The sequence below is a fragment of the Amycolatopsis sp. NPDC051106 genome (assembly GCF_040682775.1).
Lineage (GTDB): Bacteria > Actinomycetota > Actinomycetes > Mycobacteriales > Pseudonocardiaceae > Amycolatopsis.
In genome coordinates, this window is sequence record NZ_JBFBBQ010000026.1 from 32232 (window position 1) to 58439 (window position 26208).

At 70.6% G+C, this 26208-nt stretch carries 28 protein-coding genes; 9 read left to right on the forward strand and 19 right to left on the reverse strand.

Features of this window, described 5'->3' with window-relative positions; all coding sequences use genetic code 11:
• Positions 1-38 precede the first annotated feature (38 nt).
• Positions 39-707 carry a response regulator transcription factor gene (locus AB0M83_RS20820; protein ID WP_364519312.1) on the reverse strand — a complete coding sequence of 223 codons (669 nt, stop codon included), beginning with the start codon at positions 705-707 and terminating at the stop codon, positions 39-41.
• A 7-nt stretch (positions 708-714) separates the two neighbouring features.
• Positions 715-1779 (reverse strand): sensor histidine kinase, encoded by a 1065-nt coding sequence (locus AB0M83_RS20825; protein WP_364519314.1) that lies wholly within the window; start codon positions 1777-1779, stop codon positions 715-717.
• 79 nt (positions 1780-1858) lie between these two features.
• Between AB0M83_RS20825 and AB0M83_RS20830 the strand changes: the two genes are divergently transcribed.
• Positions 1859-2317, forward strand: coding sequence for a DUF3761 domain-containing protein (locus tag AB0M83_RS20830; protein ID WP_364519316.1), 459 nt, complete (start codon positions 1859-1861; stop codon positions 2315-2317).
• An 86-nt stretch (positions 2318-2403) separates the two neighbouring features.
• Complete coding sequence (locus AB0M83_RS20835) at positions 2404-3819, forward strand: MFS transporter (RefSeq protein WP_364519318.1); 1416 nt, start codon at positions 2404-2406, stop codon at positions 3817-3819.
• On the opposite strand, the gene AB0M83_RS20840 is transcribed toward AB0M83_RS20835, so the two are convergent.
• From AB0M83_RS20840 to AB0M83_RS20860, 5 genes are all read right to left on the reverse strand, one after another.
• Positions 3816-4622: an SAM-dependent methyltransferase gene (locus AB0M83_RS20840; protein WP_364519321.1), complete on the reverse strand. Its 807-nt coding sequence runs from the start codon at positions 4620-4622 to the stop codon at positions 3816-3818. The two genes, AB0M83_RS20835 and AB0M83_RS20840, sit on opposite strands and share 4 nt — an antisense overlap.
• Positions 4623-4688: 66 nt before the next feature.
• On the reverse strand, positions 4689-5492 hold the full coding sequence (locus AB0M83_RS20845) for an SAM-dependent methyltransferase (protein WP_364519323.1): 804 nt from the start codon (positions 5490-5492) through the stop codon (positions 4689-4691).
• The gene (locus AB0M83_RS20850; RefSeq protein ID WP_364519325.1) at positions 5489-6286 is read right to left on the reverse strand and encodes an SAM-dependent methyltransferase; all 798 of its coding nucleotides are present in this window, start codon (positions 6284-6286) and stop codon (positions 5489-5491) included. The genes AB0M83_RS20845 and AB0M83_RS20850 overlap by 4 nt, the downstream gene beginning before the upstream one ends.
• A gap of 43 nt (positions 6287-6329) precedes the next feature.
• A complete protein-coding gene (locus AB0M83_RS20855; RefSeq protein ID WP_364519327.1) occupies positions 6330-7892 on the reverse strand; it encodes an acetolactate synthase large subunit in 1563 nt (520 codons plus the stop codon).
• A complete protein-coding gene (locus tag AB0M83_RS20860) occupies positions 7889-9274 on the reverse strand; it encodes an FAD-binding oxidoreductase (protein ID WP_364519329.1) in 1386 nt (461 codons plus the stop codon). Before AB0M83_RS20860 ends, AB0M83_RS20855 begins: the two co-directional genes overlap by 4 nt.
• Positions 9275-9454: 180 nt before the next feature.
• Here AB0M83_RS20860 and AB0M83_RS20865 point away from each other — a divergent pair, with 180 nt between their 5' ends.
• Complete coding sequence (locus AB0M83_RS20865; protein WP_364519331.1) at positions 9455-10276, forward strand: aldo/keto reductase; 822 nt, start codon at positions 9455-9457, stop codon at positions 10274-10276.
• Between the two features lie 542 nt (positions 10277-10818).
• Here AB0M83_RS20865 and AB0M83_RS20870 read toward each other — a convergent pair.
• The gene (locus tag AB0M83_RS20870) at positions 10819-11316 is read right to left on the reverse strand and encodes a DUF3830 family protein (RefSeq protein ID WP_364519333.1); all 498 of its coding nucleotides are present in this window, start codon (positions 11314-11316) and stop codon (positions 10819-10821) included.
• A 2-nt stretch (positions 11317-11318) separates the two neighbouring features.
• Entirely contained in the window at positions 11319-12575 is a 1257-nt protein-coding gene (locus AB0M83_RS20875; protein WP_364519335.1) for an aminotransferase class III-fold pyridoxal phosphate-dependent enzyme, read from the reverse strand.
• Between the two features lie 92 nt (positions 12576-12667).
• Here AB0M83_RS20875 and AB0M83_RS20880 point away from each other — a divergent pair, with 92 nt between their 5' ends.
• Genes AB0M83_RS20880 through AB0M83_RS20890 form a run of 3 tightly spaced genes read left to right on the forward strand, consistent with a single transcriptional unit; the run spans position 12668 to position 15711 of the window.
• Complete coding sequence (locus AB0M83_RS20880) at positions 12668-14131, forward strand: NAD-dependent succinate-semialdehyde dehydrogenase (protein WP_364519337.1); 1464 nt, start codon at positions 12668-12670, stop codon at positions 14129-14131.
• Positions 14128-15186, forward strand: coding sequence for a tartrate dehydrogenase (locus tag AB0M83_RS20885; RefSeq protein WP_364519339.1), 1059 nt, complete (start codon positions 14128-14130; stop codon positions 15184-15186). The genes AB0M83_RS20880 and AB0M83_RS20885 overlap by 4 nt, the downstream gene beginning before the upstream one ends.
• A gap of 60 nt (positions 15187-15246) precedes the next feature.
• Positions 15247-15711 carry a DUF4262 domain-containing protein gene (locus tag AB0M83_RS20890; RefSeq protein WP_364519341.1) on the forward strand — a complete coding sequence of 155 codons (465 nt, stop codon included), beginning with the start codon at positions 15247-15249 and terminating at the stop codon, positions 15709-15711.
• Positions 15712-15895: 184 nt separating this feature from the next.
• Here AB0M83_RS20890 and AB0M83_RS20895 read toward each other — a convergent pair whose 3' ends face one another.
• The 3 genes from AB0M83_RS20895 to AB0M83_RS20905 are packed head-to-tail and all read right to left on the reverse strand — an operon-like array spanning position 15896 to position 18164.
• On the reverse strand, positions 15896-16615 hold the full coding sequence (locus AB0M83_RS20895; RefSeq protein WP_364519456.1) for a GntR family transcriptional regulator: 720 nt from the start codon (positions 16613-16615) through the stop codon (positions 15896-15898).
• Between the two features lies 1 nt (position 16616).
• Positions 16617-17363: a maleate cis-trans isomerase gene (locus AB0M83_RS20900; protein WP_364519343.1), complete on the reverse strand. Its 747-nt coding sequence runs from the start codon at positions 17361-17363 to the stop codon at positions 16617-16619.
• A gap of 60 nt (positions 17364-17423) precedes the next feature.
• Complete coding sequence (locus tag AB0M83_RS20905) at positions 17424-18164, reverse strand: Asp/Glu/hydantoin racemase (RefSeq protein WP_364519345.1); 741 nt, start codon at positions 18162-18164, stop codon at positions 17424-17426.
• A 172-nt stretch (positions 18165-18336) separates the two neighbouring features.
• Between AB0M83_RS20905 and AB0M83_RS20910 the strand changes: the two genes are divergently transcribed.
• Genes AB0M83_RS20910 through AB0M83_RS20920 form a run of 3 tightly spaced genes read left to right on the forward strand, consistent with a single transcriptional unit; the run spans position 18337 to position 20957 of the window.
• Positions 18337-19266: a D-2-hydroxyacid dehydrogenase gene (locus AB0M83_RS20910; protein ID WP_364519458.1), complete on the forward strand. Its 930-nt coding sequence runs from the start codon at positions 18337-18339 to the stop codon at positions 19264-19266.
• A complete protein-coding gene (locus AB0M83_RS20915; protein WP_364519347.1) occupies positions 19263-20645 on the forward strand; it encodes an amidase in 1383 nt (460 codons plus the stop codon). The genes AB0M83_RS20910 and AB0M83_RS20915 overlap by 4 nt, the downstream gene beginning before the upstream one ends.
• A 54-nt stretch (positions 20646-20699) precedes the next feature.
• Positions 20700-20957, forward strand: a complete 258-nt coding sequence (locus AB0M83_RS20920; protein WP_364519349.1) for a hypothetical protein — start codon at positions 20700-20702, stop codon at positions 20955-20957.
• Between the two features lie 34 nt (positions 20958-20991).
• On the opposite strand, the gene AB0M83_RS20925 is transcribed toward AB0M83_RS20920, so the two are convergent.
• The 7 genes from AB0M83_RS20925 to pqqA all read right to left on the reverse strand — a co-directional run bounded on the left by AB0M83_RS20925 (position 20992) and on the right by pqqA (position 26102).
• A complete protein-coding gene (locus AB0M83_RS20925; protein WP_364519351.1) occupies positions 20992-22224 on the reverse strand; it encodes an MFS transporter in 1233 nt (410 codons plus the stop codon).
• A gap of 366 nt (positions 22225-22590) precedes the next feature.
• A complete protein-coding gene (locus AB0M83_RS20930; protein ID WP_364519353.1) occupies positions 22591-23115 on the reverse strand; it encodes a helix-turn-helix domain-containing protein in 525 nt (174 codons plus the stop codon).
• Positions 23116-23177: 62 nt separating this feature from the next.
• On the reverse strand, positions 23178-24005 hold the full coding sequence (pqqB, locus tag AB0M83_RS20935) for a pyrroloquinoline quinone biosynthesis protein PqqB (RefSeq protein WP_364519355.1): 828 nt from the start codon (positions 24003-24005) through the stop codon (positions 23178-23180).
• A complete protein-coding gene (gene pqqE, locus AB0M83_RS20940; protein WP_364519357.1) occupies positions 24002-25066 on the reverse strand; it encodes a pyrroloquinoline quinone biosynthesis protein PqqE in 1065 nt (354 codons plus the stop codon). The genes pqqB and pqqE overlap by 4 nt, the downstream gene beginning before the upstream one ends.
• A complete protein-coding gene (pqqD, locus tag AB0M83_RS20945) occupies positions 25057-25323 on the reverse strand; it encodes a pyrroloquinoline quinone biosynthesis peptide chaperone PqqD (protein WP_364519359.1) in 267 nt (88 codons plus the stop codon). The genes pqqE and pqqD overlap by 10 nt, the downstream gene beginning before the upstream one ends.
• Positions 25320-26003: a pyrroloquinoline-quinone synthase PqqC gene (pqqC, locus tag AB0M83_RS20950; RefSeq protein WP_364519361.1), complete on the reverse strand. Its 684-nt coding sequence runs from the start codon at positions 26001-26003 to the stop codon at positions 25320-25322. Before pqqC ends, pqqD begins: the two co-directional genes overlap by 4 nt.
• A 3-nt stretch (positions 26004-26006) precedes the next feature.
• Positions 26007-26102 carry a pyrroloquinoline quinone precursor peptide PqqA gene (gene pqqA / locus AB0M83_RS20955; protein WP_364519363.1) on the reverse strand — a complete coding sequence of 32 codons (96 nt, stop codon included), beginning with the start codon at positions 26100-26102 and terminating at the stop codon, positions 26007-26009.
• Positions 26103-26208 lie beyond the last annotated feature (106 nt).

Sequence of the window (26208 nt, forward strand, 5' to 3'; positions counted from 1 at the left end):
TCCCTTAGGGCGTTTCCCGTACCCCCGGGGGAGTACGGCTAAGGGGTGAGCCAGCGCGGCGTCACCGCGCCGGACTCGTACGCGAGGACGACGAGCTGCGCGCGGTCGCGCATGCCGGTCTTCGTCATGATGCGGCTGACGTGCGTCTTCGCCGTCGCCGGGCTGAGCGTGAGCTCGCGCGCGATCTCGTCGTTCGACAAGCCGGCCGCGACCAGGGAAAGCACTTCGCGTTCGCGGTCGGTGAGCCGGTCCAGCGCCGGAGCCGCCGACGGGCGCGTGACGCGCGCGGCGAACTCCGAGATCAGCCGCCGGGTGATCGACGGCGCCAGCAGCGCGTCGCCGCGGGCGACCACGCGCACGGCGTGGATCAGCTCTTCGGGCTCGGTGTCCTTGACCAGGAACCCGCTCGCACCCGCACGCAGGGCGCCGTAGACGTCTTCGTCGAGGTCGAACGTCGTGAGGATGACGACCTTCGTGCCGTTCAGCGAAGGGTCTTCGAGGAGGTGCCGGGTCGCGGCGAGGCCGTCGAGCACCGGCATCCGGATGTCCATCAGCACGACGTCCGGGCGGTGGTCGTGCGCGGCCTGCAGGGCTTCGCGGCCGTCGGCGGCTTCGGCGACGACGTCGATGTCGTCCTCGCCGTCCAAAATGGACCGGAAGCCGGCGCGCACCAGCCGCTGGTCGTCGACGAGCAGGACCCGGATCATCGGCTCATCATCGCACCGGCAGCCGCGCGCGTACCCGGTAGCCGCCGCCCTCGCGCGGTGCCGCGGTCAGCTCGCCGCCGAGCGCCCGTGCGCGTTCGGCCATCCCGCGGATCCCGGTGCCCGGCGCGGCGTCGCCACCGCGCCCGTCGTCGTCGACCTGCACCGACAGCGCGTCGGCGCCGTAGCCGAGCCGGACGACGACGGTCTTCGCGCCGGCGTGCTTCGCGACGTTCGTCAGTGCTTCCTGCACCACGCGGAACGCGGCGTGCTCGACGTCCGGCGGCAGGTCGCGGGCGACGCCGTCGATCTCGGTGCGCACGGTCAGCCCGGACGCGCCGACGGACTCGGCCAGTTCCGCGACCCGCGAGAGTGAGGGCTCGGTCTGGCGGAGCATGCCGAGCGTCGCGCGCAACTCCTGGAGCGCGGTCTTGCTGGCGTCCTTGATGGTGCCGAGGGCCTCTTCGGCCTGGCCGGGATCACGGCGGTGCAGCGCGGCGCCGGCCTGGACGTTGATCAGCGCGAGGTGGTGGCCCAGGACGTCGTGCAGCTCGCGGGCGATGCGCAGCCGTTCGTCGGTGGCGCGTGCCCGAGCCTCGGCCTCCTTGGTGCGCTCGGCCTCGGCGCGGTAGTGCGCGACGGCGCCCCCGGCGACGAGCGCGACGAACCAGCCGGTCATCAGGAAGAAGGCGAAGTTGTCGACGTGCCGGCCGCTCCGTGAGCTGACCTCCCCGGCGGCGACGCCCGCCATCGCGGCCACCACGAGCAGCGCGGCTCCACGGATCCGTCCGGCCGCGGCGGCGTTGTAGAGGGTGTAGGCGAAGGCCAGCAGGACGAGGCCGTCGGGCTCGGTGAGCGGGTAGTAGAGGGCGCAGCAAACGAGCGTTAACCCGGCGACACTCAGCGGGTACTTCCGGCGGAAGAAGACCGCGGCGCAGCCGAGCACGGTGAGGACCCAGCCGAGCGCGGCGTGATGGGCGGGCTCGACGCCGTCGTTCAGGACGGTGAACAGCGAACCGGCGAGCACCGCGGTCGTGACCGCGAGTTCGGGTGCCCATCGCCGCAACCAGGACATGCGCCGAGTCTAGGCGGCGTAACAAACGCTCCGGGGCGAGCGACTCCGCGGCATTGGTTGGCATTGCTAAGGAGTCTTCGTGAGAAAAAACCTGGGGTGGATCCTGGCCGCGGGCCTGCTGGTCGCGGGCTGTGGTGCCGGGGCTGTGCCGCCGAAGGACACCGGGAGCGTCGGGGTTCTCGACACTCCGACGTCGACCTATTCGACGCCCGCCTATTCCGTTCCGGTCACGACCGGAACACCCACTCCGACGTCGGAAGCGCCGGTGGTCACGACCGCGCCGACCCAGGCGCAGGCCGTCGCACCGAAGACGGCCGCCACCAAGCCCAAGGCGGCGCCGAAAACCACCGCGCAGGCCGCGCCGAAGCCGGCCGAGTGCGGTGCCGACTACTACGTGAACTCTTCCGGCAACTGCGTCCGCCGGCCCAGCGACAACCCGTCCGGAGCGACCGCCCTCTGCAAGGACGGCTCCTACAGTTACAGCCAGCACCGTTCCGGCACGTGCTCCGGCCACGGAGGCGTGCGCACCTGGCTGTGACGAGAGCACCAATCGAGCGGAAAACGCCCGGCGCATAGGTACAGTGCATGAAGTTGCATGATGTGTACTAACTACACACCGGGGGTGTGCTGGTGTCCCGACCCGGAGGGTCCGGCCGCGCGATCGTCGTGGTGCTCGCCTCGTGCGGACTGGTCGCGTCGTTCATGCAGACGCTGGTCGTGCCGCTCATCCCGGTGTTCCCGCGGCTGCTGAACGCCTCGGCGGCCGACGCGTCCTGGGTCGTCACCGTGACGCTGCTGGCCGCGGCCGTCATCACGCCGGTCAGCGGCCGGCTCGGCGACCTCTACGGCAAGCGGCGGATGATCCTCGTCAGCCTCGCGCTGCTCATCGCCGGTTCGATCGTCTCCGCCACGACGAGCGAACTCGTGTTCCACATCATCGGCCGTGGGCTGCAGGGCTGCGCGATGGGCGTCATCCCGCTCGGCATCAGCATCATGCGCGACGAGCTCCCGCCGGAACGCGTCGGCGGCGCGATCTCCTTGATGAGCGCGACGCTCGGGGTGGGCGGAGCGATCGGGTTGCCGGTCGCGGCCATCGTCGCCGAGAACGCCGACTGGCACGCGCTCTTCTGGATGTCCGCCGGGCTCGGGCTGCTCTTCGCGCTGCTGATCGTCAGGTTCGTGCCGGAGTCTCCGGTGCGGACCCCCGCGCCGTTCGACTACTTCGGCGCGCTCGGGCTGGCCGCCGGCCTCGTCTGCCTGCTGCTGCCGGTGGTCAAGGGAGCCACGTGGGGCTGGACCAGCGTGCCGACGCTGGGGTTCGCCGCGGCGGCCGTCGTCGTCCTGACCGGTTGGGGTGCTTACCAGCTGCGGCGCCGCGACCCGCTGGTCGACCTGCGTGTATCCGCCCGCCGACCGGTGCTGTTCACGAACCTGGCGTCGATCATGGTCGGGTTCTCGATGTACGCCATGGCGCTGTCGTTCCCGCAACTGCTGCAGGCGTCGGCGTCGACCGGGTACGGGCTGGGCCAGACGATGGTGGAGTCCGGGCTGTCCCTGGCGCCGAACGGTCTCGTGATGATGCTGCTCTCGCCGGTTTCGGCGCGGCTCATCACCCGGTTCGGCCCGCGCCCGACGCTGATGACCGGCGCGCTGGTGATCGCCGCGGGGTACCTGTTCGCGATCGTGCTGATGGACAACGCCGCCGAGCTGATCACGGCGTCGGTGATCATCGGCGCGGGGGTCGGGATCGCGTACGCGGCGATGCCGGCGTCGATCATGGGCTCGGTCCCGGTCACCGAGACGGCGTCCGCGAACGGCCTGAACTCCCTGATGCGGTCGGTCGGCACGGCGGTATCGAGCGCGGTGATGGCGGCGATGCTGGCCCAGCTGACGATCACCGTCGGCGGCCTGTCCGTGCCGTCGCTGTTCGGCTTCCGCGCGACGTTCGCCGTGGCGGCGTTCGCCGCGCTGGCGGGCGTGCTGCTGGCCGGGCTGGTGCCGAAGAAGCGAGTGGCGCCGGAGCTGGTCGGCGTCGGCTAGTTCTTGCGCGCCACCAGGGCCAGCCCGCCGCACTCGGCCGGGTTCGCCGGCACGTCGGCCGGGTCGTCCGGCCGCCACTGCGGGATGAAGACGATGCCCGGGTCGAGGATCTCGAAGCCGTCCACGAGGGCGCGCAGCTCGTCGGCCGTGCGGGGTGTCACCGGGTTCGCGCTCTTCTGGTACATCGCGACGGCGCGAGCGGTGCCGTCGCTCTGCTGCTCCGGGGTCGCCGACGACAGCGCCAGGTAGCTGCCGGGCGCGAGCGCGTCGCGGTAGGCGGCGACCAGCCGGGCCGGGTCGCGCTCGTCCGGGATGAAGTGCACGAACAGCGCCATCACGACCATCACCGGCTGGTCGAGGTCGAGCATCATCTCGGTGGTCTCGTGCTCGAGGACGTCGTCCGGGAACTCGGCGTCGGCGTGCACCATCACCGCGTTCTCGTTGTCCTCCAGCACGATCTCGCTGTGCGCCACGGCGACGGGCTCGTTGTCGACGTAGACGACGCGCGCGGTCGGGTCGATCGCGTGCGCGACTTCGTGGACGTGCCCGACGGTCGGCATGCCCGAGCCGATGTCGAGGAACTGCCGGATGCCCTGGTCCATCCCGAACCGGATGGCCCGGCGCAGCCACTGCCGGTTCAGCTGGGCCCGCTCCCGCGCGTTCGGCTGGGCGGCCAGCACCTGGTCGGCGAACATCCGGTCGACCGCGTAGTTGAGCCGGCCACCGAGGATGTAGTCGTACACGCGCGCGGGGTTCGGCTTGTCGAGGTCGATACCGCGCCGCGCGTACTCGTCTTCACTCATGGCCGCTCCAGGATCCGGTGTGACGCGAGAATAGCCGGACACGCTGCGCAGCCGGGTCCTCACCGGCTAGTCCTTGCGCGCCACCAGGGCAAGCTGGCTCGCCAGCTCCGGGTGCTCGCCCACGTCGGCGGGGTCGTCCGGCCGCCACTCCGGCGTGAACACGATCCCCGGCGGCAGGATCTCGAAGCCGGCCAGCAGCGCGCGCAGTTCGTCGCGCGAGCGCGCCACGACGTTCGTGCCGCTCTTCTGGTACATCTCCGCCGCGCGGCGGACCTCTTCGCCTTGGCCCTCGAACGTGCCCGACGACAGCGCCAGGTAGCTGCCCGGCGCGAGCGCGTCGCGGTACGCGGCGATCAGCCCCGCCGGGTCGCGCTCGTCCGGGATGAAGTGCACGAACGCGGCCATGATCAGCATGACCGGCTGGTCGAAGTCCAGCAGCATTTCGGTGGTCTCGTGCTCGAGGACGTCGGCCGGGATTTCGGCGTCGGCCTGCACCATCTCGGCGTTCTCGTTGTCCTTGAGCACGATTTCGCTGTGCGCGACGGCGACCGGTTCGTTGTCCACGTACACCACGCGCGACGCGGGGTCGATCGCCTGGACGACCTCGTGCACGTGCCCGACGGTCGGCATGCCCGAGCCGATGTCCAGAAACTGGCGGATGCCCTGCTCGGCGCCGAAGCGGACGGCCCGGCGCAGCCAGCGCCGGTTCATCAGGGCCAGCTCCTTGGACTCCGGCCGCACCGCCAGGAGCTGCTCGGCGAACATCCGGTCGATGGCGTAGTTGAGCTTGCCGCCGATCAGGTAGTCGTACACGCGCGCCGCGTTCGGCTTGTCGAAGTCGATCTCACGCTTCGCGTGTTCGTCGGTCATCGCCGTGCCACGAGCGCCAGTCCGCCCGACTGCTCCGGCGGGTCCTCGAGCGGCCCGTCCGGACGCCACTCGGGCGTGAACACCACGCCCGGCGGCAGGATCTCGAAGCCCTTGACCAGCGCCCGCAGCTCGTCGGGCGAACGCAGCGTCAGGGGTGTGCCGCTCTTCTCGTACAGCGAAACCGAGCGCTGGGACTCCTCGCCCTGCCCCTCCCACGTGCCCGACGACAGCGCGAGGTAGCTGCCCGGCGCGAGAACGTCGCGGTAGGTGCCGATCAGGCCGGCCGGGTCGCGCTCGTCCGGGATGAAGTGGACGAAGGCCGCCATGATCACCATCACCGGCTCGCTGAAGTCGAGCATCGCTTCGACGGTCGGGTGCTCCAGCACCTCGTCCGGGTTCTCCGCGTCGGCCTGGACCATCGCGGCGTTGTCGTTGCCCTCCAGCACGATTTCGCTGTGCGCGACCGCGATCGGCTCGTTGTCGACGTACACGACCTGCGACGTGGGATCGATCGCCTGGACGACCTCGTGCACGTGCCCGACCGTCGGCATCCCCGAGCCGATGTCGAGGAACTGCCGGACACCCTGCTCCGCCGCGAACCGCGCCGCGCGGCGCAGCCACGCCCGGTTGACCAGCGCCATGTGCCGCGCGTTCGGCAGCACGCTCAGGATCCGGTCGGCGAACATCCGGTCGACTGCATAGTTCAGCTGGCCGCCGATCATGTAGTCGTACACGCGCGCCGCGTTCGGTCTTTCGAGGTCGATGCCCCGCTTCGCGTGTTCGTCTTCGCTCATCCGCCGCTCCCGGGGCTCAGGTGTGACGGCGAGGATAGCCGGGTCAGAGCAGCGGCGGCACCGCCGCGTCGATGAGGTGCGGACCCGGTTCCGCGAAGGCGCGCTGCAGCTGCTCGGCGAGCTCTTCGGCGGTCGTCGCCCGCGTCGCCGGCACGCCCATGCCCTCCGCGATCTTCACGAAGTCCATGTCCGGCCGCGACAGGTCGAGCAGGTCGTTCGCCTTCGGACCGCCCGACGCCGCGCCGACGCGCTGCAGTTCCATCCGCAGGATCGCGTACGCGCGGTTGTTGAGCAGCACCGTCGTGACGTTGAGGTTCTCCCGCGCCTGCGTCCACAGCGCCGAGATCGTGTACAGCGCGCTGCCGTCCGATTGCAGGTTCAGGACGGGACGGTCGCGTCCCGCCACGGCCGCGCCGGTGGCCACCGGCATGCCGTAGCCGATCGCGCCGCCGGTCAGCGTCAGCACGTCGTGCCGCGGCGCGCCGGCCGTCGCCGTCGGGAGCAGCAGGCCGGACGTGTTGGCTTCGTCGGCGATGATCGCGTTCTCCGGCAGCAGCGCGCCGATGACGTCGACCCAGTTCTGCGGGGTCAGCGGCCCGCTCGGGAGCGCGGGCCGGGACGGCTGCTGCAGCACCGGCTCGGTGTCCGCGGCGACGAGGTCCGCGACCTCGTTCAGCGCGCGCGTGACGTCCTGGCCGACGGACGCGAGCGTGTGCACCTGCGCGCCTTCGGGCACCAGATCGCTCGGCTTGCCGGGGTAGGCGAAGAACGAAACCGGCGCCTTCGTACCCGCGACGACGAGGTGCTTGACCCCGTCGAGCTGGTAGGTGACCTGCTCGGCGAGGTACCCGAGCCGCTCGATCGTCGGCAGGCCCGCGCCGCGCTCGAGACGGGACGGGAACGTCTCGACGAAGACCTTCGCGCCGGTCGCGGCGCCGATCCGGCTCGCCGCGCGCAAGCCTTCCTCGCGGCACGCGGCCCCGCCGATGAGCAGCGCCACCGGCTCGCCGGCGCCGAACACCGCGGCGACGTCCTTGACGGTGGTCGCGTCGACAGCCTGCGGAACGCGCGGCGGAACCGGCGCGCAGGTTTCGCCGCCGTCACCCCACGAAGCGTCGGCGGGCAGGATCAGCGTCGCGACGCGACCGGGCGCGTCCTGCGCGACGGCGACCGCGGCGGCGGCGTCCGCCCCGACGTCCTTGGTGTGCTCCGAACGGCGCACCCAGCCTTCCAGCGAGCCCGCGACGGCCTCGATGTCCGACTCCAGCGGGGCGTCGTACTGCTTGTGGTAGGTCGCGTGGTCGCCGACGACGTTGACGATCGGCGTGTGCGCGCGCCGCGCGTTGTGCAGGTTCGCGAGGCCGTTGCCCAGACCGGGGCCGAGGTGCAGCAGCGTCGCGGCGGGCTTGTCCGCGATGCGCGCGTAGCCGTCGGCGGCACCGGTGACGACACCCTCGAACAGCGCGAGCACGCCCCGCATCTCGGGCACGGTGTCGAGTGCGGCGACGAAGTGCATCTCCGACGTGCCGGGGTTCGCGAAGCACACCTCGACACCGGCGTCGACCAGCGTGCGGATCAGGGACTGGGCGCCGTTCAACTCACTCATGCGGTTCCTTCGGGGAAGAGAACACCGGGGTTGAGGATCCCGGCGGGGTCGAAACTCTGCTTGATCCGGCGCATCAGCTCGAACTTCGCCGGGTCTTCGAGTTCCTGGTGGTAGTGCGCCTTGGTGCGGCCGAGGCCGTGCTCGCCGGAGATCGCGCCACCGAGTTCCATCGCGAAGCGGAAGATGTCGGTGAGCAGCTGCTTCCGCTTGTCCGCATCCTTGCAGAAGATCGCGAGGTGGACGTTGCCGTCGCCGGCGTGCCCACAGCCGAGCGCGCCACCACCGGCGGCCATGGCCAGCTCACGCGCCTTGGTGATGAACTGCGGCATCGCGGTCCGCGGGACGACGACGTCGATCACGTCGTCGGCGCCGGCCGCCTTCGCCGTCCAGAAGGCCTTCTCGCGGGCTTCGATCAGCTTGCGCGCGGCCGGGCCTTCAAGGACGTAGACGTCGGTGGCGCCGAGTTCCCCGAGCAGCTCGCCGACGGTCTCGACGTCCTCGTGCAGGCGTCCGGTTTCCCGGTTTTCCAGTGCTACGACGAGGTAGGCCTCGCTGGTCTCGCGGATCTTGTCCGGGACGCCGAGCTCGAGCTTCTCGTTGTAGACGATGGCGGCCATCGTCATGTTGTCGATGTACTCGAGGATGTGCGGCGCGAGCCCGCTGGAGACGATCGCCGGAACGGCGGCCATCACCTGGTCGAAGTCGCCGAACGGGGCGAGCACGGTGGCGCCGTGGGCGAGCCGCGGGTGGAGCTTGACGGTGATCTCCGTGGCCAGCGCGAGGGTGCCCTCGGAGCCGATGATCAGCTGCGTGAGGTCGTAACCGGTGGAGATCTTCGACGTCTTGCCGCCGGTGCGGAGGATCTCCCCGGTCGGCAGGACGGCCTGCAGGCCGAGGACGTTGTGGCGGGTGACGCCGTATTTGACGGCGCGCATGCCGCCGGCGTTCGTCCCGACGTTCCCGCCGACGCTCGCACTCAGCTCGCCGGGATAGACGGTGTAGCTGAGCCCGGCTTCGGCGGTCTTGACGTCGAGTTCGGCGAGCGTGACACCGGGCTGCACGACGGCGACGTGGTTCCCGGTGTCGACCTCGAGGACCTGGTTCATCCGCTCGAAGGAGAGCACGAGCCCGCCTTCGCGCGGCCGCGCGGCACCGGAGAGTCCGCTGCCGGAGCCTCGCGCGGTCACGGGGACGTTGTGTTCTGTCGCGGCCTTCAGCAGCTCCGCGACTTCTTCCGCGGTTGCCGGCTTCGCGACGTACGCGGGCTTCTGCGGCTCCGCGGTCAACGCTTCGTCGTGCGCGTAGTCCTCGGAGATCTCCTCGCCGGTCAGCAGATTCTTGTCCCCGACGATCTCGGCCAGCCGTGCCGCCACGTCGCCCATCGACAGTCTCTCCTCGCGCCGTTGCTGTGGTTACCGCAGCGTAGTACGTACCGCCGGTACGCCGCTATGAAGGTTTTTCACGTTAGCGCGCCGACAGCTGTGATCGACTGGTTACCAACCAGGATTTAGCTCAGGCTAAATCTCTGGTGGGTGACTGCGCGCCGGGCAAAGCTTCTCGGCATGACATCGACGTACACCTTCGAAGACGGCGTTACCGTGCGGCGGCTGGGGTTCGGGGCGATGCGGCTCACCGAGTGGGACCACGTCCGCGACGGCGCCGCCGCGGTCGCGCGCCGGGCGGCCGAGCTCGGCGTGACGTTCTTCGACACCGCCGACGCCTATGACCTGGGGTTGAACGAGGAACTGCTCGCCGACGCGCTGCACCCGTATGACGGGCTGTTCATTGCGACGAAGTGCGGCCACGCGCGCCCGAGCCTGGGCGAGTGGGTGCCGCTCGGGCGGCCCGAATATCTGCGGCAGCAGGCGGAACTCTCCTTGCGGCGCCTGCGCGTCGAACGCCTCGACCTGCTGCAGCTGCACCGGCTCGACCCGCAGGTGCCGCTCGCCGACCAGATCGGCGCGCTCGCGCGGCTGCGGGACGAGGGCAAGATCGCGCGGATCGGGTTGTCCGAGGTCGGCGTCGCACAGCTGGCCGAAGCACGGGCCGTCGCGCCGATCGCGAGCGTCCAGAACCGGTACAACCTGACCGACCGTGCGTCCGATGACGTCCTCGGCTACTGCGAGCGCGAGGGAATCGCGTTCGTGCCCTGGCTGCCGATCGCACGCGGTGACCACGCAAGGGCGGGCGGAGTGCTCGGAAAGGTGGCGGCCGGCCTCGGCGCGACACCCGCTCAGGTGTCGCTCGCCTGGTTGCTGCGCCGGTCGCCGGTGGTGATCCCGATTCCCGGCACGTCGTCGGTCGCGCACCTCGAAGAAAACTGCGGCGCGGCCGGGGTCACCATTTCCGACGACGATTTCGCGCGGCTGGACGTACTGGGGTGAAACGGCCTGGCCGCGGTCTCCCGCGGCCAGGCTCCGGTGTTCCGACTGGATCAGACGAGCCAGCCGAGAACGTGCGCCAGGTGCGCCAGCGCGCCGGTGAGGATGTCGTGGCAGTAGTGGGCGTGCTGGGCGAACATCTGCATCGAATGACTCCTTGATGAATAACTCAGTGACTTCCCTGGAGTGCTCCCGGTGGGGAGCGAAAACAGGTTTTCACCGCGTCGGCGAACTGTCAAAAAGTCATTTCCGAAAGACCAAGGCGCCGTGGAATCTTCCCATGCTAAACACGTAATCCCTTCGTGTTTGACGCCGGGGTGCCCCCTTCGACGGTCAGCCACTGTGGGTAACAGTCGGCGGCAATCTCACTGTCGGTAATTCCGGCCTTGATCCGGCATCCCGGGCAGCCGGGTAGCTCGATCCGGTGATCACCGGCCACGAAAGGTGAACTCGCGATGATCACTCGTTCGAGTGGCCGGACGCAGCGAAAAGGGGACGCCGGGTGCGGTGATCGCACCCGACGTCCCCCTTGCCGGGTAAGGGATTCAGGCTCGCGCGAACGAAAGCGTCTCGCCTTCGACCCCCCGCAACCAGAGGTCCTGTGCGGCCGCCGCCATCTCGGCGAGGCCCTCCTCGATCGTGGCGAACACGTTGCCGGGCACCCAGCCCGCGTCGCCGTTGATCAGCAGGTTGTTGCGTCCGTAAAAGATCGCGAGGTCGGTCGCGCCCTGGTCGCCGTGCGCCTCGCTGTCCTCTTCGTAGCCGTACGCGGGGTTGCCGATCTCCCAGGCTTCGAACCCGAAGTACACGACGTCGCCGGGGATCGGCGTGATCGTGGGGTTCTCCCGCCCGGGCTTCGGCTCCGCGAAGGGCGGCACGAGCGTGTAGACCTCGTTGCGCGCGTACTTCGCGTGGTAAGCCGAACCGCTCTGCGGCAACGCGTCCCACACTGCCTTGCACGTCCGCGGCGCCTCGTCGTCGAGAAGCCGCGCCCGGCAGGAGATCCCGCGCTTGTCGAGGGTGATCGTGATGTACCGGGCCATGCTCAGCTCCCCGTGACGGACGCGACGACCTCGCCCCAGATGCGCAGCGCGTCGTCGACCTGCTCGGCGTTGACGACCAGCGGCGGCACCATGCGGACGACGTTCATGTACGGCCCGCACGTGAGCAGCAGCAGGCCGTTCTTGGCGGCCGTCTGCTGTGCGGCCGCCGCGGTGGCGGCGTCGGGCTCGCCGTCGGCGGTGGTGAACTCCGAGCCGACCAGCAGCCCGAGCCCGCGCACTTCGCCGATCGCCGGCGTCTTGTCCGCGATCACCCGCGCGCCTTCGAGCAGCTGGCGCCCGCGCTCGGCGGCGTTCTCGACCAGGTTCTCCTGCTGGATGACCTCGAGCGTCGCGATCGCTGCGGCGCACGAGACGGCGTTGCCGCCGTACGTGCCACCCTGCGAACCCGGGAGCGCCTTCGCCATCAGCTCCTGCGAAGCGGCGATGCCCGACAACGGGAAGCCGCTGGCCAGGCCCTTCGCGATGAGCACGATGTCGGGGGAGACGTCGAAGTGGTCGTGCCCCCAGAACTTGCCGGTGCGGCCGAAGCCGGTCTGGATCTCGTCGAGGACGAGCAGGATGCCGTGCCGGTCCGCGCGCTCGCGCAGGCCCGCCATGAACTCCGTGTTCGCCGGGACGTAGCCGCCCTCGCCGAGCACGGGCTCGACGAAGATCGCGGCGGTCTCGTTCGGGGCGCTGACCGTCTGGAAGAGGTAGTCCAGCTCGCGCAGCGCGAACTTCGTCGCGGTCTGCTCGTCCCAGCCGTAGTGGTAGGCGTAGGGGAACGGCGCGACGTGCACCCCCGCCATCAGCGGGCCGATGCCGGCGCTGAACCGCGTCCCGGACGTCGTCATGCTCGCCGCGGCGACGGTCCGGCCGTGGAAGCCGCCCTGCATGACGATGACGTTCGGGCGCTTCGTCGCCTGCCGTGCGAGCCGCAACGCCGCTTCGACGGCTTCGCTGCCCGAGTTCGCGTAGAAGAGCGAGTCGAGCCCGCTGGGCAGGACCTCGCCCAGGCGCTTGGTCAGCTCGAGCAGGGGCCGGTGCATCACCGTCGTGTACTGCCCGTGGACGAGCTTGCCGATCTGCTCCTGCGCCGCGCGCACGACGTGCGGGTGGCAGTGCCCGGTGCTCGTGACGCCGATGCCGGCGGTGAAGTCGAGGTGCCGTTTGCCGTCGACGTCGTAGAGGTAAACCCCTTCACCGTGGTCGACCACGACGGGCGTTGCCTGCTTGAGCAGCGGAGATAGCTGGGCCATGGCAGCGTGCTCCTTGGTCGGTTGAGCGGGTTGTCGATTGTTGACAATATCCATAGCATGGCTCTCGGGACAACACGTGAGGAGCAGTCGGGATGAGCGCGAGCACCGAGTCCGGCGTCGTCGAGGCGGTCGGCAAGGAACTGTTCATCGGCGGCAAGTGGGTCGCCGCCGAGTCGGGGAAGACGTTCCCGGTGGTGGACCCGGCCACCGGCAAGGAGCTGTGCCAGGTCGCCGACGCCTCGCCGGCGGACGGCGTCGCCGCACTGGACGCCGCCATCGCCGCGCAGGCGGACTTCGCGAAGATGGCGCCGCGCGAACGCGGCGAGATCCTGCGCCGGGCCTACGAGCTGCTGATGAAGCGTCAGGACGAGCTCGCCCTGCTCATGACCCTGGAGATGGGCAAGCCGCTCGCCGAGTCGAAGGGTGAGATCGCCTACGCCGCCGAGTTCTTCCGCTGGTTCGCCGAGGAGGCCGTCCGGATCGACGGCGGCTTCGCGACCGCACCGAACGGCGCGGGCCGGTTCCTCATCACCAAGCAGCCGGTCGGCCCGACGCTGCTGATCACGCCGTGGAACTTCCCCATGGCGATGGGCACGCGCAAGATCGGCCCGGCCATCGCCGCGGGCTGCACGTCGGTGATCAAGCCCGCTGCGCAGACGCCGCTGTCGATGCTGGCGCTGGCCGGCATCCTCGCCGAGGCCGGGCTGCCCGAAGGCGTGCTCAACGTCGTCACGACGAGCGACTCCGGCGGCGTGATGGAACCCCTGATTCGCGACGGCCGGGCCCGCAAGCTCTCCTTCACCGGCTCCACCGGCGTCGGCCGGAAGCTGCTGGAGCAGTGCGCCGACAAGATTCTCCGCACGTCGATGGAGCTGGGCGGCAACGCGCCGTTCCTGGTGTTCGACGACGCCGACATGGACGCGGCTATCGAAGGCGCGATGCAGGCGAAGATGCGCAACATCGGCGAAGCGTGCACCGCGGCGAACCGGTTCTACGTGCAGCGGGGCGTCGTGGAGGAGTTCGCGCGGCGGCTGACCGAGCGGATGCAGGCGCTGCCGATGGGCCGCGGCACCGAGAAGGACGTCGTGGTCGGCCCGCTGATCGACGACAAGGCCGTCGACAAGGTGACGGAGCTGGTCAAGGACGCCACCGATCGCGGCGCCCGGGTGCTCACCGGCGGTTCCGGCGTCGACGGGCCGGGACACTTCTACCAGGCGACCGTGCTCACCGACGTCCCGCAGGAGGCGCGGCTGACGCACGAGGAGATCTTCGGGCCGGTCGCCCCGATCACGCCGTTCGACACCGAAGAAGAAGCGGTGGCGAAGGCGAACGACACCGAGTTCGGCCTGGTCTCCTACGTCTTCACCAGCGACCTCAAGCGGGCGCTGCGCGTCTCCGAAGCTCTGGAGGCCGGGATGATCGGGCTCAACCAAGGCATCGTGTCGAACCCGGCGGCGCCGTTCGGCGGGATCAAGCAGTCCGGGCTCGGCCGCGAGGGCGGTTCCGTCGGCATCGACGAGTTCCTCGAGACCAAGTACATCGCGGTGGCCCTGTGACGGCCTACCGCATCGCGAGCATCCCCGGCGACGGGATCGGCGTGGACGTCACGGTCGAGGCCCGCAAGGTCCTCGACCGGGCTTCTTCGCGGTTCGGCTTCTCGCTCGAGTGGACGGAGTTCGACTGGAGCTGCGAGCGCTACGCGAAGGCCGGGGCGATGATGCCGGACGACGGCGTCGCGCAGCTCTCGGCGTTCGACGGGATCCTGCTCGGCGCGGTCGGCTTCCCCGGCGTCCCGGACCACGTTTCGTTGTGGGGCTTGCTGATCCCGCTGCGGCGCGCGTTCCAGCAGTACGTCAACCTGCGTCCGGTGCGGCTCCTGCCGGGCACGACGTCCGTGCTGGCCGGGCGGAAGGCCGAGGAACTGGAGCTGGTCATCGTCCGGGAGAACTCCGAAGGGGAGTACTCCGCGATCGGCGGCCGGCACAACGCCGGGCGGCCGGACGAGTTCGTGCTGCAGGAGTCGGTCTTCACCCGCGTCGGCGTTTCGCGGATCATCCGGTACGCGTTCGAACTGGCGCGGACGCGGTCTTCGCGGGTGTGCTCGGCGACGAAGTCCAACGGGCTGATCCACTCGATGCCCTTCTGGGACGAGATCTTCGCCGAGATCGCCGCCGAGTACCCCGACGTCCACAGTGAACAGATGCACGTGGACGCGTTGGCGGCACGCATGGTCCAGGCGCCGGACCGGCTCGACGTCATCGTGGGATCGAACCTCTTCGGCGACATCCTGAGCGACCTCGCGGCCGCGATCACCGGCGGCCTCGGCATGGCACCGTCCGGCAACATCAACCCATCGGGTGAACATCCGTCGATGTTCGAGGCGGTCCACGGGAGCGCTCCGGACATCGCCGGCCAGGGGATCGCGAACCCCGTGGCGCAGATCCTGGCGGCCGCGATGCTGGTCGAACACCTGGGTGAAACCGTTGCCGCGCAAGCGATCCGCACCGCGGTGGACCGGGTGCTCGACGAGGGTCGGGTGCGGACCCCGGACCTCGGCGGCACGGATACCACAGAACGGCTCGGCACGGCGGTGGCCGAAGCACTGGGCTGAGTTTTTGTCGGTGCCCTCCGGCACGGTGGTCACAAGTCCACCGAGGGGGAGGAGTCACCGATGTGCTTCGAATGTGAGAACCCGGACAGATCCGGTTACCTGCAACGGCTTCGCGAAGGCGTGGCCGACCGGGGCTGGCTCGTGCAGGGAGTCGAGGACAGCGGGTCGTACCCGCCGTGGGCCTATACGGTGGGCCTGAGCGGGTACGGCCTGCCCGAGCTGGTCGTGACGGGCTTGCCGCTGCTGGAGGCCGCGGAGCTGCTGAACGACCTGGCCGCGCACTCGCTGCACGGGTCGCCACCGACACCGGGCGAGCGCGTCCCCTTGCGGGGCGGCCCGGTGATCGAAGCGGTCCGGCTGGCGGAGCCGTCGGTGCACCTGGTGTTCGCAGTGGCGTTGTACGGCCCGGAAATCCGTGCGCTGCAACTGGTCCACGCGGACTCGCAGGGCCGCTTCCCGTGGTCGCCGGACTACCGCGACGGCCGCGGCGGCCAGCCGGTGCTGGGGGTCCGTGATGGCGCTTAACTGCGGGTGCTCACCGCCGGTCAACTGCTTCCCGGTCCCCGTGCGGGCCGTCCACGTGCGCCTGCCGGATCCCCCGGAACCCGAGCCGGTCGTCCGGGTGCACGCTCCGCCCCGGAGGAAGGTGCACGCGCCGGTTTACCGATCGCGCGCGTCGGGCTTCAGGCCCCGGCTGCCGGCGTTCCGCTCACGCGTTGCCCGGCACCGGCGGGGCGTGCCCCTCGATGAGGCTCGTCCCCGGCGCGAGGCGCTGCACCGCGTCCTCCATGTGCGAGTCGAGCAGGGCCAGCGCCGTCTCCTCGTCGCCATCGCGAAGGGCCTGGATGAGTTTCGTGTGCTCCTCGACGCGTTCCTCGACCCGCTGATAGGTGCTTTGCAGCGCGGTCAGGCACATCCGCGTCTCGATGAGCAGGGTCCGGGCCATCCGGACGAGCCGTTTGCTGCCGGAGGCGTTGATGAGGGCCTCGTGGAACCTGAGGTCCGCGGTGGAGAGCGCGCTCGGGTCGTCTTCGCTCGCGGCCGTCGCCATTTCCGCCACGGTCTGCGCGAGCACGTCGGCGACCCGCTCGCGTTCCCCGCCGCGCACGGCGCGGATCATCGCGGCGCGTTCAATCGCCGAGCGAGCTGCGTAGATGTCGTAGACGTCGCCGGGCTCGAGATCGATCACGAACAGCCCGCGGTGCCGTTCGCTGCGCAGGAGCCCTTCGGAGACCAGATGCTGCATGGCTTCCCGGAGCGGCCCCCGTGACACCTGGAACCGTGAGGCCAGCTCCGTCTCGCCGAGCTGGGTGCCCGGCGGGAGGGCGCCGGTCATGATCGCGTCACGCAGCTGACGCGCGATCACCGCGGCCGTCGACTCGCGGCTGACCGGTTCGATCTCGGGCAGCATGCCCGGCGGCAGGGCCATGTCAGGCATCCCCCTCCGGCAGTTGCCGGAACAGCGCACCGAGGGAGCGGACGAGCCGGTGCCGCCCGGTCAAGCGCAGGCCTTCCCAGACGGTCACCTGGTTGGCGGTCAGCACGGGCTTCTTCAACGCGGCTTCGACGATGTTGATCTCCTGGAGCGTCCGCATCGCGGTGTCCGGCACCAGCACCGCGTCGGCGTCCGGGTGGTCGTGGCGCACGGCGAGCTCGACGACGGCTTCCGACGTCATCGCGCCGACCTCGGCGGCCGTGACGATGTCGGCGCTGGCCATCGCGACCACCTCGATGCCGCCGGCCTTGAGGAAGTCCACGAACAGCCGGGCGATGTCGTCCGGGTAGCTGGCGGCGACGGCGACCCGCTTGACGCCCAGGGCACGCGCGGCGTGCACGAACGCGAAGGAGGTGCTGGAGGCCGGGACCCCGGCGACGGCGGCGAGGCGGTCGGCCTGGTCGCGCGCACCGTCCCAGCCGTAGACGAAGCTGCCGCTGGTGCACGCCCAGATGACCGCGTCCGGCTCGTGCTTCCGGAGCAGGGTGGCGCCGTCGGCGAGGCGGGTCTCGCTGCCGAGGTCCAGCAGTTCGGCGACCGCGTGCTTGTCGGTGCCGTAGATGTGCTCGACCGCGAGGCGGATGTCGCCCTCGTCGGCGGCCGCGCCGCCGAGCAGCTGCTCGGCCAGCGGGTAGTCGTCTTCGGCCGCGTGGTCGGGGTAGATGAAGCCGATGGTGGTCACGAAACCTCCGGGGGGACGCAAATTGTCGACAATCCTAGAGGGCTGGTCAAGGAATACCTTTCACGACACGTCACGAAGCCACTTCCCGGGGCCGACGATGGGCAGGTTCATCCGGCGCAGGCACGCCCACATGGTCAGCTGGTTGGCGGTGAGCACCGGCTTGCCGAGCGCAGTTTCCAGGGGCTCGATCAGGTCGTAAGTGGGGAGGTTCGTGCAGCTGACGAAGATCGCTTCGGCTTCACCGTGGTCGGCGGCGAGGATGCGTTCGGCGATGGTGCGGTAACTGACCTTCCAGATGCCGCCGCCCAGCCCGAGGTGGTCACTGGCGACGGTCTCGACGTTCAGCTCGCCGAGGAAGTCGTGCAGGGCGCCGGTGAGGTCGGCGTCGTAGGGCGTCAGCACCGAGACGCGGCGCAGGTCGAGCTGGTGCAGCACTTCGGCGAGCGCGCCCGAGGTGGTGACGGCGTCCGGTGCGCCGGCGTCGCAGATCGCCTTGGTCAGCGAGCGTTCGTAGTCGACGCCGTTGACGAAGCTGCCGGACGTGCAGAGGTAGGCGACGACCTCGGGCTCGACGTGCAGCACGTCGCGGGTCGCGCTGGCCAGGTGGTGGCTGTCGCTGACGAGGCGGGCCATCTCCATGCTGACCGGCACCGGCTCGTACGGCGTCCGGGCGAGGTGGAGGGACACCTCCATGGGCACCCAGCGCCAGAGCTCGCGCTCCAGCGCGAGGTCGAACGGCGCGATGACGCCGATGCCGCGTTGCGCCAGCGGGCCGTCGAACGCCAGGAAGTCGAAATCCAAGGCTCAGCCTCCGGAATACGTCTGAACTCGATGACAGTCCGGTGCTCCGGGGGTCGTTCCTCGGATTGTTGACAATCATACGAGCGACTTTTACCGTGTCAACGTGATCGCCTTGGAAACCCAGGAAGCCCCGGTCCTGGCGGTGCTCTGTGGCGAGTCCCGCCCACCGGACATGCGTGCTGTCGAATCCGGCGCCGTCGTGCGTTACACGGACGCGGCGGGCTTGCCTGATGCGCTGTCCGGAGCGGACGCGCTCTTCGTCTACGACTTCCTCTCCACGGCGGTGCCGGGAGCCTGGCACGCCGCGGATCGGCTGCGCTGGCTGCACATCGCGAGCGCGGGTGTCGACCCGGTGCTGTTCCCGGGGCTGGTGGAGAGCGACGTCGTCCTGACCAACTCGCGGGGTGTCTTCGACGACGCCATCGCGGAGTACGTGCTCGGCGTCGTCCTCGCTTTCGCGAAGGACTTCGCGCGATCGCACGACCTGCAGCGCGAGGGCCGCTGGCTGCACCGCGAGAGCGAGCGGATCGCCGGGCGGGAGGTGGTGGTCGTCGGCACCGGGCCGATCGGCCGGGCCATCGCGCGGCTGCTGCGCGCGGCCGGGATGCGGGTGAGCGGTGCCGGCCGCCGGGAGCGCACGGGCGACCCGGACTTCGGGGTTGTGCACGAGTCTTCGCAGCTCGACGCGTTCCTGCCGCACGCCGACTACGTCGTCGCCGTCGCGCCGCTGACCGAGCACACCAAGGGGATGTTCGACGCGCGTGCGTTCGCCGCGATGAAGCCGTCGGCGCGGTTCGTCAACGTCGGCCGGGGTGAGCTGGTGGTCACCTCCGACCTGGTCGCCGCGCTGGAGGACAAAACCATCGCCGGCGCCGCGCTCGACGTGTTCGACACCGAGCCGCTGCCGCCCGACAGTCCGCTCTGGACCATGCCGGACGTGCTGGTCTCGCCGCACATGTCCGGGGACTTCATCGGCTGGCGGAACACGCTCGTCGAGGTGTTCACCGAGAACTTCCGCCGCTGGCAGGCTGGGGAGCCGCTGCGCAATGTCGTCGACAAGACGCTCGGCTACGTGCCGTCGGGGAACCAGGGAGCCGGATGAACGACAGGATGCTGACCGCGAGCGAGCTCGTCGCCGCCTACGCGACCGGTGAGCTCTCACCGGTCGAGGCGACGCAGAACGCGCTGCAGGCCATCGAAGACCGCGACGGCGAGTGCAACGCGTACTGCCTCGTCGACGCCGACGGGGCGCTGGAACAGGCCAAGGCGTCGGAGGTCCGGTGGCGGGACGGCAACCCGATCGGGTGGCTCGACGGCGTGCCGTCCTCGATCAAGGACATGTTCCTGACGCAAGGCTGGCCGACCGTCCGGGGCTCGAAGAGCATCGACCCGGACCAGCCGTGGGACGTCGACAGCCCGGTCGCCGCGCGGATGCGCGAGGCCGGCCTGGTGGTGCTGGGCAAGACCACCACACCCGAGATCGCGTGGAAGGGCGTCACCGACAGCCCGCTGCAGGGCATCACGCGCAACCCGGCCGACCCCTCCAAGACGGCGGGCGGGTCGAGCGGAGGCAGCGCCGCGGCCGTCGCGGCGGGGATGGGCGAACTGTCCGTCGGCACCGACGGCGGCGGCTCGGTGCGGATCCCGGCGTCGTTCTGCGGGATCGTCGGGCTCAAGCCGACCCACGGCCGGATCCCGCTCTACCCGGCTAGCCCGTTCGGCCCGCTGTCGCACGCCGGCCCGATGGCGCGGTCGGTGGACGACACCGCGCTGCTGCTGGACGTCCTGTCGCTGCCCGACCACCGCGACCCGGCCGCGCTCGCGCCGCCGGTGGCGTCGTTCCGCGAGGCCGTCCGCCGGGACGTCCGCGGCCTGATCGCCGCGTACTCGCCGACGCTCGGGTACGTCGACGTCGACCCGGAGATCGCCGCGATTGTCGCGGCGGCGGTGCGCGCGCTCGGCGACGCCGGGCTGCACATCGAGGAGACCGACCCGGGGTTCGCCGATCCCAAGCCGGCGTTCGACATCCTGTGGTCGTCGGGAGCGGCGAAGCTGCTCGACTCGTTCCCGCCGGGTTCCGCGGACCGGACCGACCCGGGCCTGCGCAAGGTCTGGGAGCTCGGCAAGACGTGGTCGGCGAGCGACTACCTCGACGCGACCGCCGAGCGGGCCGCGCTCGGCATCCTCATGGGCGAGTTCCACACGCGCTACGACGTGCTGATCACCCCGACCGTCCCGATCGCCGCGTTCGAAGCCGGGCACGATGTGCCGCCGGGCAGCGGGCTCAGCGAGTGGCCGGAGTGGACGCCGTTCACCTACCCGTTCAACATGACGCAGCAGCCGGCGATCAGCGTCCCGGCCGGCCGCACGTCGGCGGGGCTGCCGGTGGGCCTGCAGATCGTCGGGCCGCGGCACTCGGACGATCTCGTGCTGGCGGTGGCGAAGCTCCTGGAAGAAGTGCGGCCCTGGGCGCAGGCCTGACACGTGAGGGTGAACCCCGGGCCGCGCGGGGAAAGCTGTGCCACTGTCGGCCGGGTGAACGCTGAACGCTGGCGGTACGAGCGCGCCATTCCGACCGTGGACGTCGCCGGAGTGCCGACCCAGGTGGTGGTGGGCCTGGTCGAGCGGGGTGACCGCCTGACCGTGGCACTCCGGGTGGACGGCGGCAAGGCGGTCCTGGTGCCCCTGGAAACGGGCGGCGAGCTGCTGAAGGCGTTGCGGGAGACCCTGGAGAGCTGGTGGCGCCTCGACGGGCACCGGGACCTGACTCCGGAACCGAGAGCCGGCCGCTGACCGAAGCAAGGGGATCCGCCCGAATCTGCTGACCTCATCCCGGCGTGCCCGGGTTGACCGGCGCGCGGCGGACCAGCCCGCGCACCTGCGGGTTGAGGAGCACGACCGCCGTCGCGCCGACGACGAGGGCAGCGCCGCCCAAGAGCGTCGCCGACCGGCCGGCGTGCTCGGCCAACGGCCCGGCGGCGATCTGGCCGAGCGGCATCGCGACGAACGAGCCGAGCATGTCGTAGGAGTAGACGCGGGCGAGCTTCTCGGGCGGCACGTTCTCCTGCAGCGAGACGTCCCACGCGACCCCGAACTGCTCGATCGCGAAGCCCGAGAGGAACATCGCGAATAGCAGCGGCAGCAGATAGGGCGTCTCGCCGAGTGCCAGCATCGGCAGAGCGTCGACGGTCACGAGCGCGACGCCGAACAGCAGCATCCGTCGTGGCTGCCACCGCGCGGCGAAGACGCCGCCGAGCAGCGCGCCGGCGGTCTGCACCGCGAGCGCGAGCCCCCAGCCGGTGCGGCCGAAGGTGTCGTCGGCGACCAACGGGCCGATCACCAGCAGCGCGCCCGCGTTCACCGCGTTGACGATCATGAACTGCAGCACCACCAGCCACACCCACGAGCGGGCGCGGAACTCGCGCCAGCCTTCCGCGAGCTCGCTGAGAGGACGGCTGCCCGGGATTCGCTCGCCGCGCGGAAGGCGGATCCGGCGGTAGGACAGCGCGGCGGCGAGGAACAGGACGGCGTTCCCGGCGAGCGCCCACCCGGAGCCGGCGAACGCGACGAGGACCCCGGCGATTCCGGCGCCGGCGATGCGGCCGACGTTGGACAGCAGCCGGACCAGGGCGTTCGCCTGGGCGAGCAGCGGCGCGGGCACCGTCAACGGCGTGAGTGACGCGGCCGCGGGCAGCGAGATGGCCGAGACGGCGCCGTTGACCAGGCTGAGCCCGACCAGCAGCGGGACGGAGGCGAATCCGCAGAGCACGCTCGTGGCGATGGCGGCCTGGGTGAGCGCGGCGGCGGTCTCGGTGCCCTGCAGGATCACCGACCGCGGCAGCCGGTCGGCCAGCATTCCGCCGAAGAGCACGAGCAGCACGTTGGCGATCGACCGCGCTCCGACGACGATCCCGAGGTCGACGGCCGACCCGGTCAGGTCGACGACGGCGAACGCCAGCGCGAAGGGCGCGACGGCGTTGCCGAAGTCGGCGAAGGTCCGCCCGGTGACGAGGGCGCGAAAGCGACGTTCGCGAAGCGGGGCGAGCAGCGGGGAGGTCATGGGAGCGACTCCGGCGAGTAGGTGCGGTGGGGACGCGGATTCAGGGGCGCGGCGACCGTGGCCGGCTGCGGTGGGCGGCTCGGGCTGGACCGCTGCGACCGAGGTGGACTGCGGTGGGCGGCTCAGACTGCACCGGCGCGACCGTGTCCGGTTGCGGTGAGCGGCTCAAGCTGGACCGGCGCGACCGAGGTGGGGCTGCAGTGGGCGGCTCGGGTTGGACGCGCGCGACCGAGGTGGGCTGCGGTGAGTGGCTCGGGCTGCACCGGCGCGACCGAGGTGGACTGCTGTGGGCGGCCCAGACTGCATCGGCGCGACCGAGGCCGGCCGCGGTGAGCGGCTCAGGCTGGACCGGCGCGACCAAGACGCTCATGGAGATGCGGCCCGGCCGTCCTCCGCGAGCTCGAACAGCGCCACACTCGCGCTGACCCGGACCGTCCCCGGCGACCGCGGGGGCTGGGCCGCGGCGTGGAGTTCCTGGCTCAGCTCCGATGCCCGCTCGAGCAGGCGCGCCCAGATCGCGGGGTCCACCCACAGCTCCGCGTCCGTCAACGACGCTCGCCGGCCGGGTGCCCTGGACCCGGCCCGTCGCAGCAACTCGCCCGCGACCGCCTTCGCCAGCAACTGCTCCTCCGCCGGGTCGCGGGTTGTCAAGCGGCGGCCCGACTCCGGGTCGTGGCGGTACCGCTTCGCGCGGCCGCCGCGGATGGTGACCTCCTCCGCCACGTCCAGCAGGCCCGCCTCGTGCAGGCGGCGCAGGTGGTAGCTGATGTTCGCCTGCGTTCCGCCCAGCTCGCGCGCCGCCTCGGCCGCGCTCATCGCCGCTCCCGTCAGGAGCGACAGGATCCGCATGCGGAGCGGGTGCGCCAGTACGCGCAGGTTGTCGTGAGGCATGGCGCCAGCCTGCCACAACCGTCAAAGAGTTATTTGGGGGTCTCGTAGCGCGGAGGAAACGTCTAGAGCGAGAACGTGGTGCCATCCGCCGGGAGCAGTGCGCCGGCGGACCGCACGGCCGCGTGCTCTTCCGACGCCGGGTCCAGGACCGGGTTCGTGTTGTTAACGTGCGTGAACGCCCAGCGCCCGGGCCTCCCGGCGATCCGGGCCAGGCTCGCGGTGATCGGCAGGTGCCCCATCGCGAGCTGGTCCGGGCCGCCGACGCCGGCCATCTCGTCCGGTGCGTAGAAGGTGCCGTCCAGCAGGACCAGCGCAGCGCCCTCCACGAAGGAGTCGAATCCGTCGGGCCAGCTCTTCAGGCACGGCGCGTACACCAGCACGCCGCCGGTCAGCAGGTCCGAGATGCGGTAAGCCACGACCCGCGGACCCGCCCCGCCGGAGGAGGCGTACTTCGGTTTCTTGTCGCTCACCGGCAGCACGTCGACCCGCAGTCCGGGCAGGTCCCCGAGAGACGTCCAGCCGCCGTAGCCGTCGATGATCGCGCGCAACGGCGACAGCGCGTCCAGCACCGCGTCCGGCGCGAACACCGGGAGCCCGCCGGCCTCACGCAGCATCAGCAGGCCCAGCGTGTGGTCGAGTTCGGCGTCGGTCAGCAGCACTCCGCGCAACGGGATCTCACGCGGGCCCGGCCCCGCTCGCAGGGCGGGCGTCGAAAGGATCTGGGCCCGGATGTCCGGCGAACAGTTGAGCAGGTACCAGCCGACGCCGTCGGCGCTGATCGCGACGCAATCCTGGGTGCGGGGAGGCAGCCCGGCCGTGCACAAGCGGCACGCGCAGTTCCACTGCGGACATCCGCCGCCGGCCGCGGTGCCGAGCATGATCACCTTCACCGGCGCATGACCAGGTCGGATTCCGGCGGCCGGGTCAAGACGAGATCCACGACCTCTCGCCGCGGCGACCGCGAGCACACCGGATCGGTCGCCGCGGCGTCGCCGGTGAGCAGGAACGCCTGGCAGCGGCAGCCGCCGAAGTCGACACCACGACGGTCGCACGTCCGGCACGGCTCGCTCATCCAGTCCTCGCCGCGGTAGGCGTTGAACGACGAGGACTGGTACCAGATCTCGGCGAGCGGTGTGTCGCGGACGTTGGACAGCGAAAGCGTCGAAATCGCCGACGCCGCCGGGCACGGCAACACGGTCCCGTCCGGTGCCACGGTCAGCTGCCGCGCGCCCCACCCGTACATGCACGGTTTCGGATACGGCTCGTGGTAGTCGGCGACGACGTAGACGATCTCCATCGTGTCGCGCAATCGCGAGACGGCCGCGCGCACCACCGGCTCGGCGGCGGCGAGCTGCGAAGGAGTCGGCATCAGCGCCTCGCGGTTGCGCAGCGCCCAGCCGTAGTACTGGGTGTTCGCCAGCTCCAGGCGGTCCGCGCCCATCCGCTCGGCCAGCTCGATGATGCCGGCCAGCTGGTCGTGGTTGCGCCGGTGCAGCACCACGTTCAAGGAGAGCGGCAGCTCGGACGCCTTCACCAGCGCGGCCGCGGCGAGCTTGTGGTCGAACGCTCGCGCACCGGCCAGCAGATCGGACCGCTCCTGCGTCGCGCCCTGCGCCGACAGCTGGACGTGCGCGAGTCCACGCGAGACCAGGTCGTCGAGCCGTGCGGACGTCAGGCCGAGCCCGGACGTGACCAGGTTGACGTAGCACCCGAGCGAACTCGCGTGCGCGACCAAGGCAGGCAGGTCGGCCCGGGCCAGCGGTTCGCCGCCGGACAGGTGCACCTGCAGCACGCCCAGCTCACGTGCTTGCGAGAGCACCGAAATCCAGTCCGCAGTGGACAGTTCGGCGTCGCGCGAGACGAGCGAAACCGGGTTCGAGCAATAAGGACAGTGCAGTGGGCAGCGGTGGGTCAGCTCCGCCAGCAGGCCGAGCGGCGGGGTCACGTCCATGCGACGACCCGCCGTTCGCCCAGCCGCGCCAGCACGTCGAGGACGTCCTGCTCCCGGACACCGGTGAAGCGCTTTCCGAGCATCGCGGTGATGGCGGTGACGGTCCGCGCGCCGTCGCAGAGTTCGAGCACCGCGGCCGCGGTGGCGTTCGGCACCAGCACGCCTTCGGGGAACAGCAGGACGTGCGTCTCCCGGACGTGGTCGAAGGACAGCCGCACGCCGCGGCGCAACGCGGGAACGGAGCCGGCGGCGATCATGCGCGCTCGATCGCGTCGAGCATGGACCGCAGGACGTCGCACTTGAACGACAGCGCGGCGATCGCACGGTCCTGCTGCTCGCGCGTGACGCAGTGACGGACCACGATGTCGAGCGTGTCCTTGCCCTCGCCGGAGACCTGGTCGATGCGGTGGGTGAAGTAGTCGAGGTCCGCGCGCGCGATCCACGGGTAGTGCGCGAGCATGTCGGCGACGCGCTGCTGCATCAGGTGCCCGGCGAACATCTCGGTGAGCCCGGAAGCGACGGCTTCCCACCACGGCTTCGTCCGCGCGAAGGTCACGTAGGCGTCGACGGCGAACCGGACGCCGGGAGCGACGTGCCGCTCGTCGAGCACTTCCTCCCGTTCCAGCCCGACTGCCTCGCAAAGCCGCAGCCACCGTTCGGTTCCGCCGGTGCCGGCGTGCGGGCCGTCGTGGTAGACGATCCGGTCGAGCCACTGGCGCCGGATCTCCGGCAGCGGGCAGTTGCTGATGATCGCCGCGTCCTTCTGCGGCAACTGACCCTGGTAGTACCAGCGGTTGGCCGCCCAGATCCGCAGCTCCCGCTCGTCGAGCTCGCCCGCGTGCAGCCGGCGGTGGAACGGGTGCGTGCCCCAGTAGTGGTCCGAAAGACCGCGCAGGGCCCCGATGAACGCGCTTTCCGCGAGCGGCTCGACGGGCACGGGTCATTCCGCCAGGCGGGCCGCGTAGGCGGTCACCTCCATGGGAGTTTCGTACTCGACGAAGTCGGGAGTCGTCCACACCTCAACGGATTCGGCCATTTCCTGCTCCTCTCCGGGAACTGATCGCCGCCACCCTAAGAGCGGGCGAAGGCGGCTGACCAGCCAGTTCGGAAAGATTCCTTCCGATGGGGGAGCGGGCGTGCCG

Coding starts and splice junctions, on each gene's coding strand:
- AB0M83_RS20870 (WP_364519333.1), bottom strand. CDS start 11,316: ATGGCCCGGTACATCACGATCACCCTCGACAAGCGCGGGATCTCCTGC.
- pqqD (WP_364519359.1), bottom strand. CDS start 25,323: ATGATCGCCGCCGGCTCCGTTCCCGCGTTGCGCCGCGGCGTGCGGCTG.
- AB0M83_RS20865 (WP_364519331.1), top strand. CDS start 9,455: ATGACATCGACGTACACCTTCGAAGACGGCGTTACCGTGCGGCGGCTG.
- AB0M83_RS20915 (WP_364519347.1), top strand. CDS start 19,263: ATGAACGACAGGATGCTGACCGCGAGCGAGCTCGTCGCCGCCTACGCG.
- AB0M83_RS20895 (WP_364519456.1), bottom strand. CDS start 16,615: ATGGCCCTGCCGCCGGGCATGCTGCCCGAGATCGAACCGGTCAGCCGC.
- AB0M83_RS20855 (WP_364519327.1), bottom strand. CDS start 7,892: ATGAGTGAGTTGAACGGCGCCCAGTCCCTGATCCGCACGCTGGTCGAC.
- AB0M83_RS20925 (WP_364519351.1), bottom strand. CDS start 22,224: ATGACCTCCCCGCTGCTCGCCCCGCTTCGCGAACGTCGCTTTCGCGCC.
- AB0M83_RS20825 (WP_364519314.1), bottom strand. CDS start 1,779: ATGTCCTGGTTGCGGCGATGGGCACCCGAACTCGCGGTCACGACCGCG.
- pqqA (WP_364519363.1), bottom strand. CDS start 26,102: ATGGCCGAATCCGTTGAGGTGTGGACGACTCCCGACTTCGTCGAGTAC.
- AB0M83_RS20930 (WP_364519353.1), bottom strand. CDS start 23,115: ATGCCTCACGACAACCTGCGCGTACTGGCGCACCCGCTCCGCATGCGG.
- AB0M83_RS20880 (WP_364519337.1), top strand. CDS start 12,668: ATGAGCGCGAGCACCGAGTCCGGCGTCGTCGAGGCGGTCGGCAAGGAA.
- AB0M83_RS20910 (WP_364519458.1), top strand. CDS start 18,337: ATGCGTGCTGTCGAATCCGGCGCCGTCGTGCGTTACACGGACGCGGCG.
- AB0M83_RS20875 (WP_364519335.1), bottom strand. CDS start 12,575: ATGGCCCAGCTATCTCCGCTGCTCAAGCAGGCAACGCCCGTCGTGGTC.
- AB0M83_RS20890 (WP_364519341.1), top strand. CDS start 15,247: ATGTGCTTCGAATGTGAGAACCCGGACAGATCCGGTTACCTGCAACGG.
- AB0M83_RS20860 (WP_364519329.1), bottom strand. CDS start 9,274: ATGGGCGACGTGGCGGCACGGCTGGCCGAGATCGTCGGGGACAAGAAT.
- AB0M83_RS20840 (WP_364519321.1), bottom strand. CDS start 4,622: ATGAGTGAAGACGAGTACGCGCGGCGCGGTATCGACCTCGACAAGCCG.
- AB0M83_RS20850 (WP_364519325.1), bottom strand. CDS start 6,286: ATGAGCGAAGACGAACACGCGAAGCGGGGCATCGACCTCGAAAGACCG.
- AB0M83_RS20820 (WP_364519312.1), bottom strand. CDS start 707: ATGATCCGGGTCCTGCTCGTCGACGACCAGCGGCTGGTGCGCGCCGGC.
- AB0M83_RS20845 (WP_364519323.1), bottom strand. CDS start 5,492: ATGACCGACGAACACGCGAAGCGTGAGATCGACTTCGACAAGCCGAAC.
- pqqE (WP_364519357.1), bottom strand. CDS start 25,066: ATGGACGTGACCCCGCCGCTCGGCCTGCTGGCGGAGCTGACCCACCGC.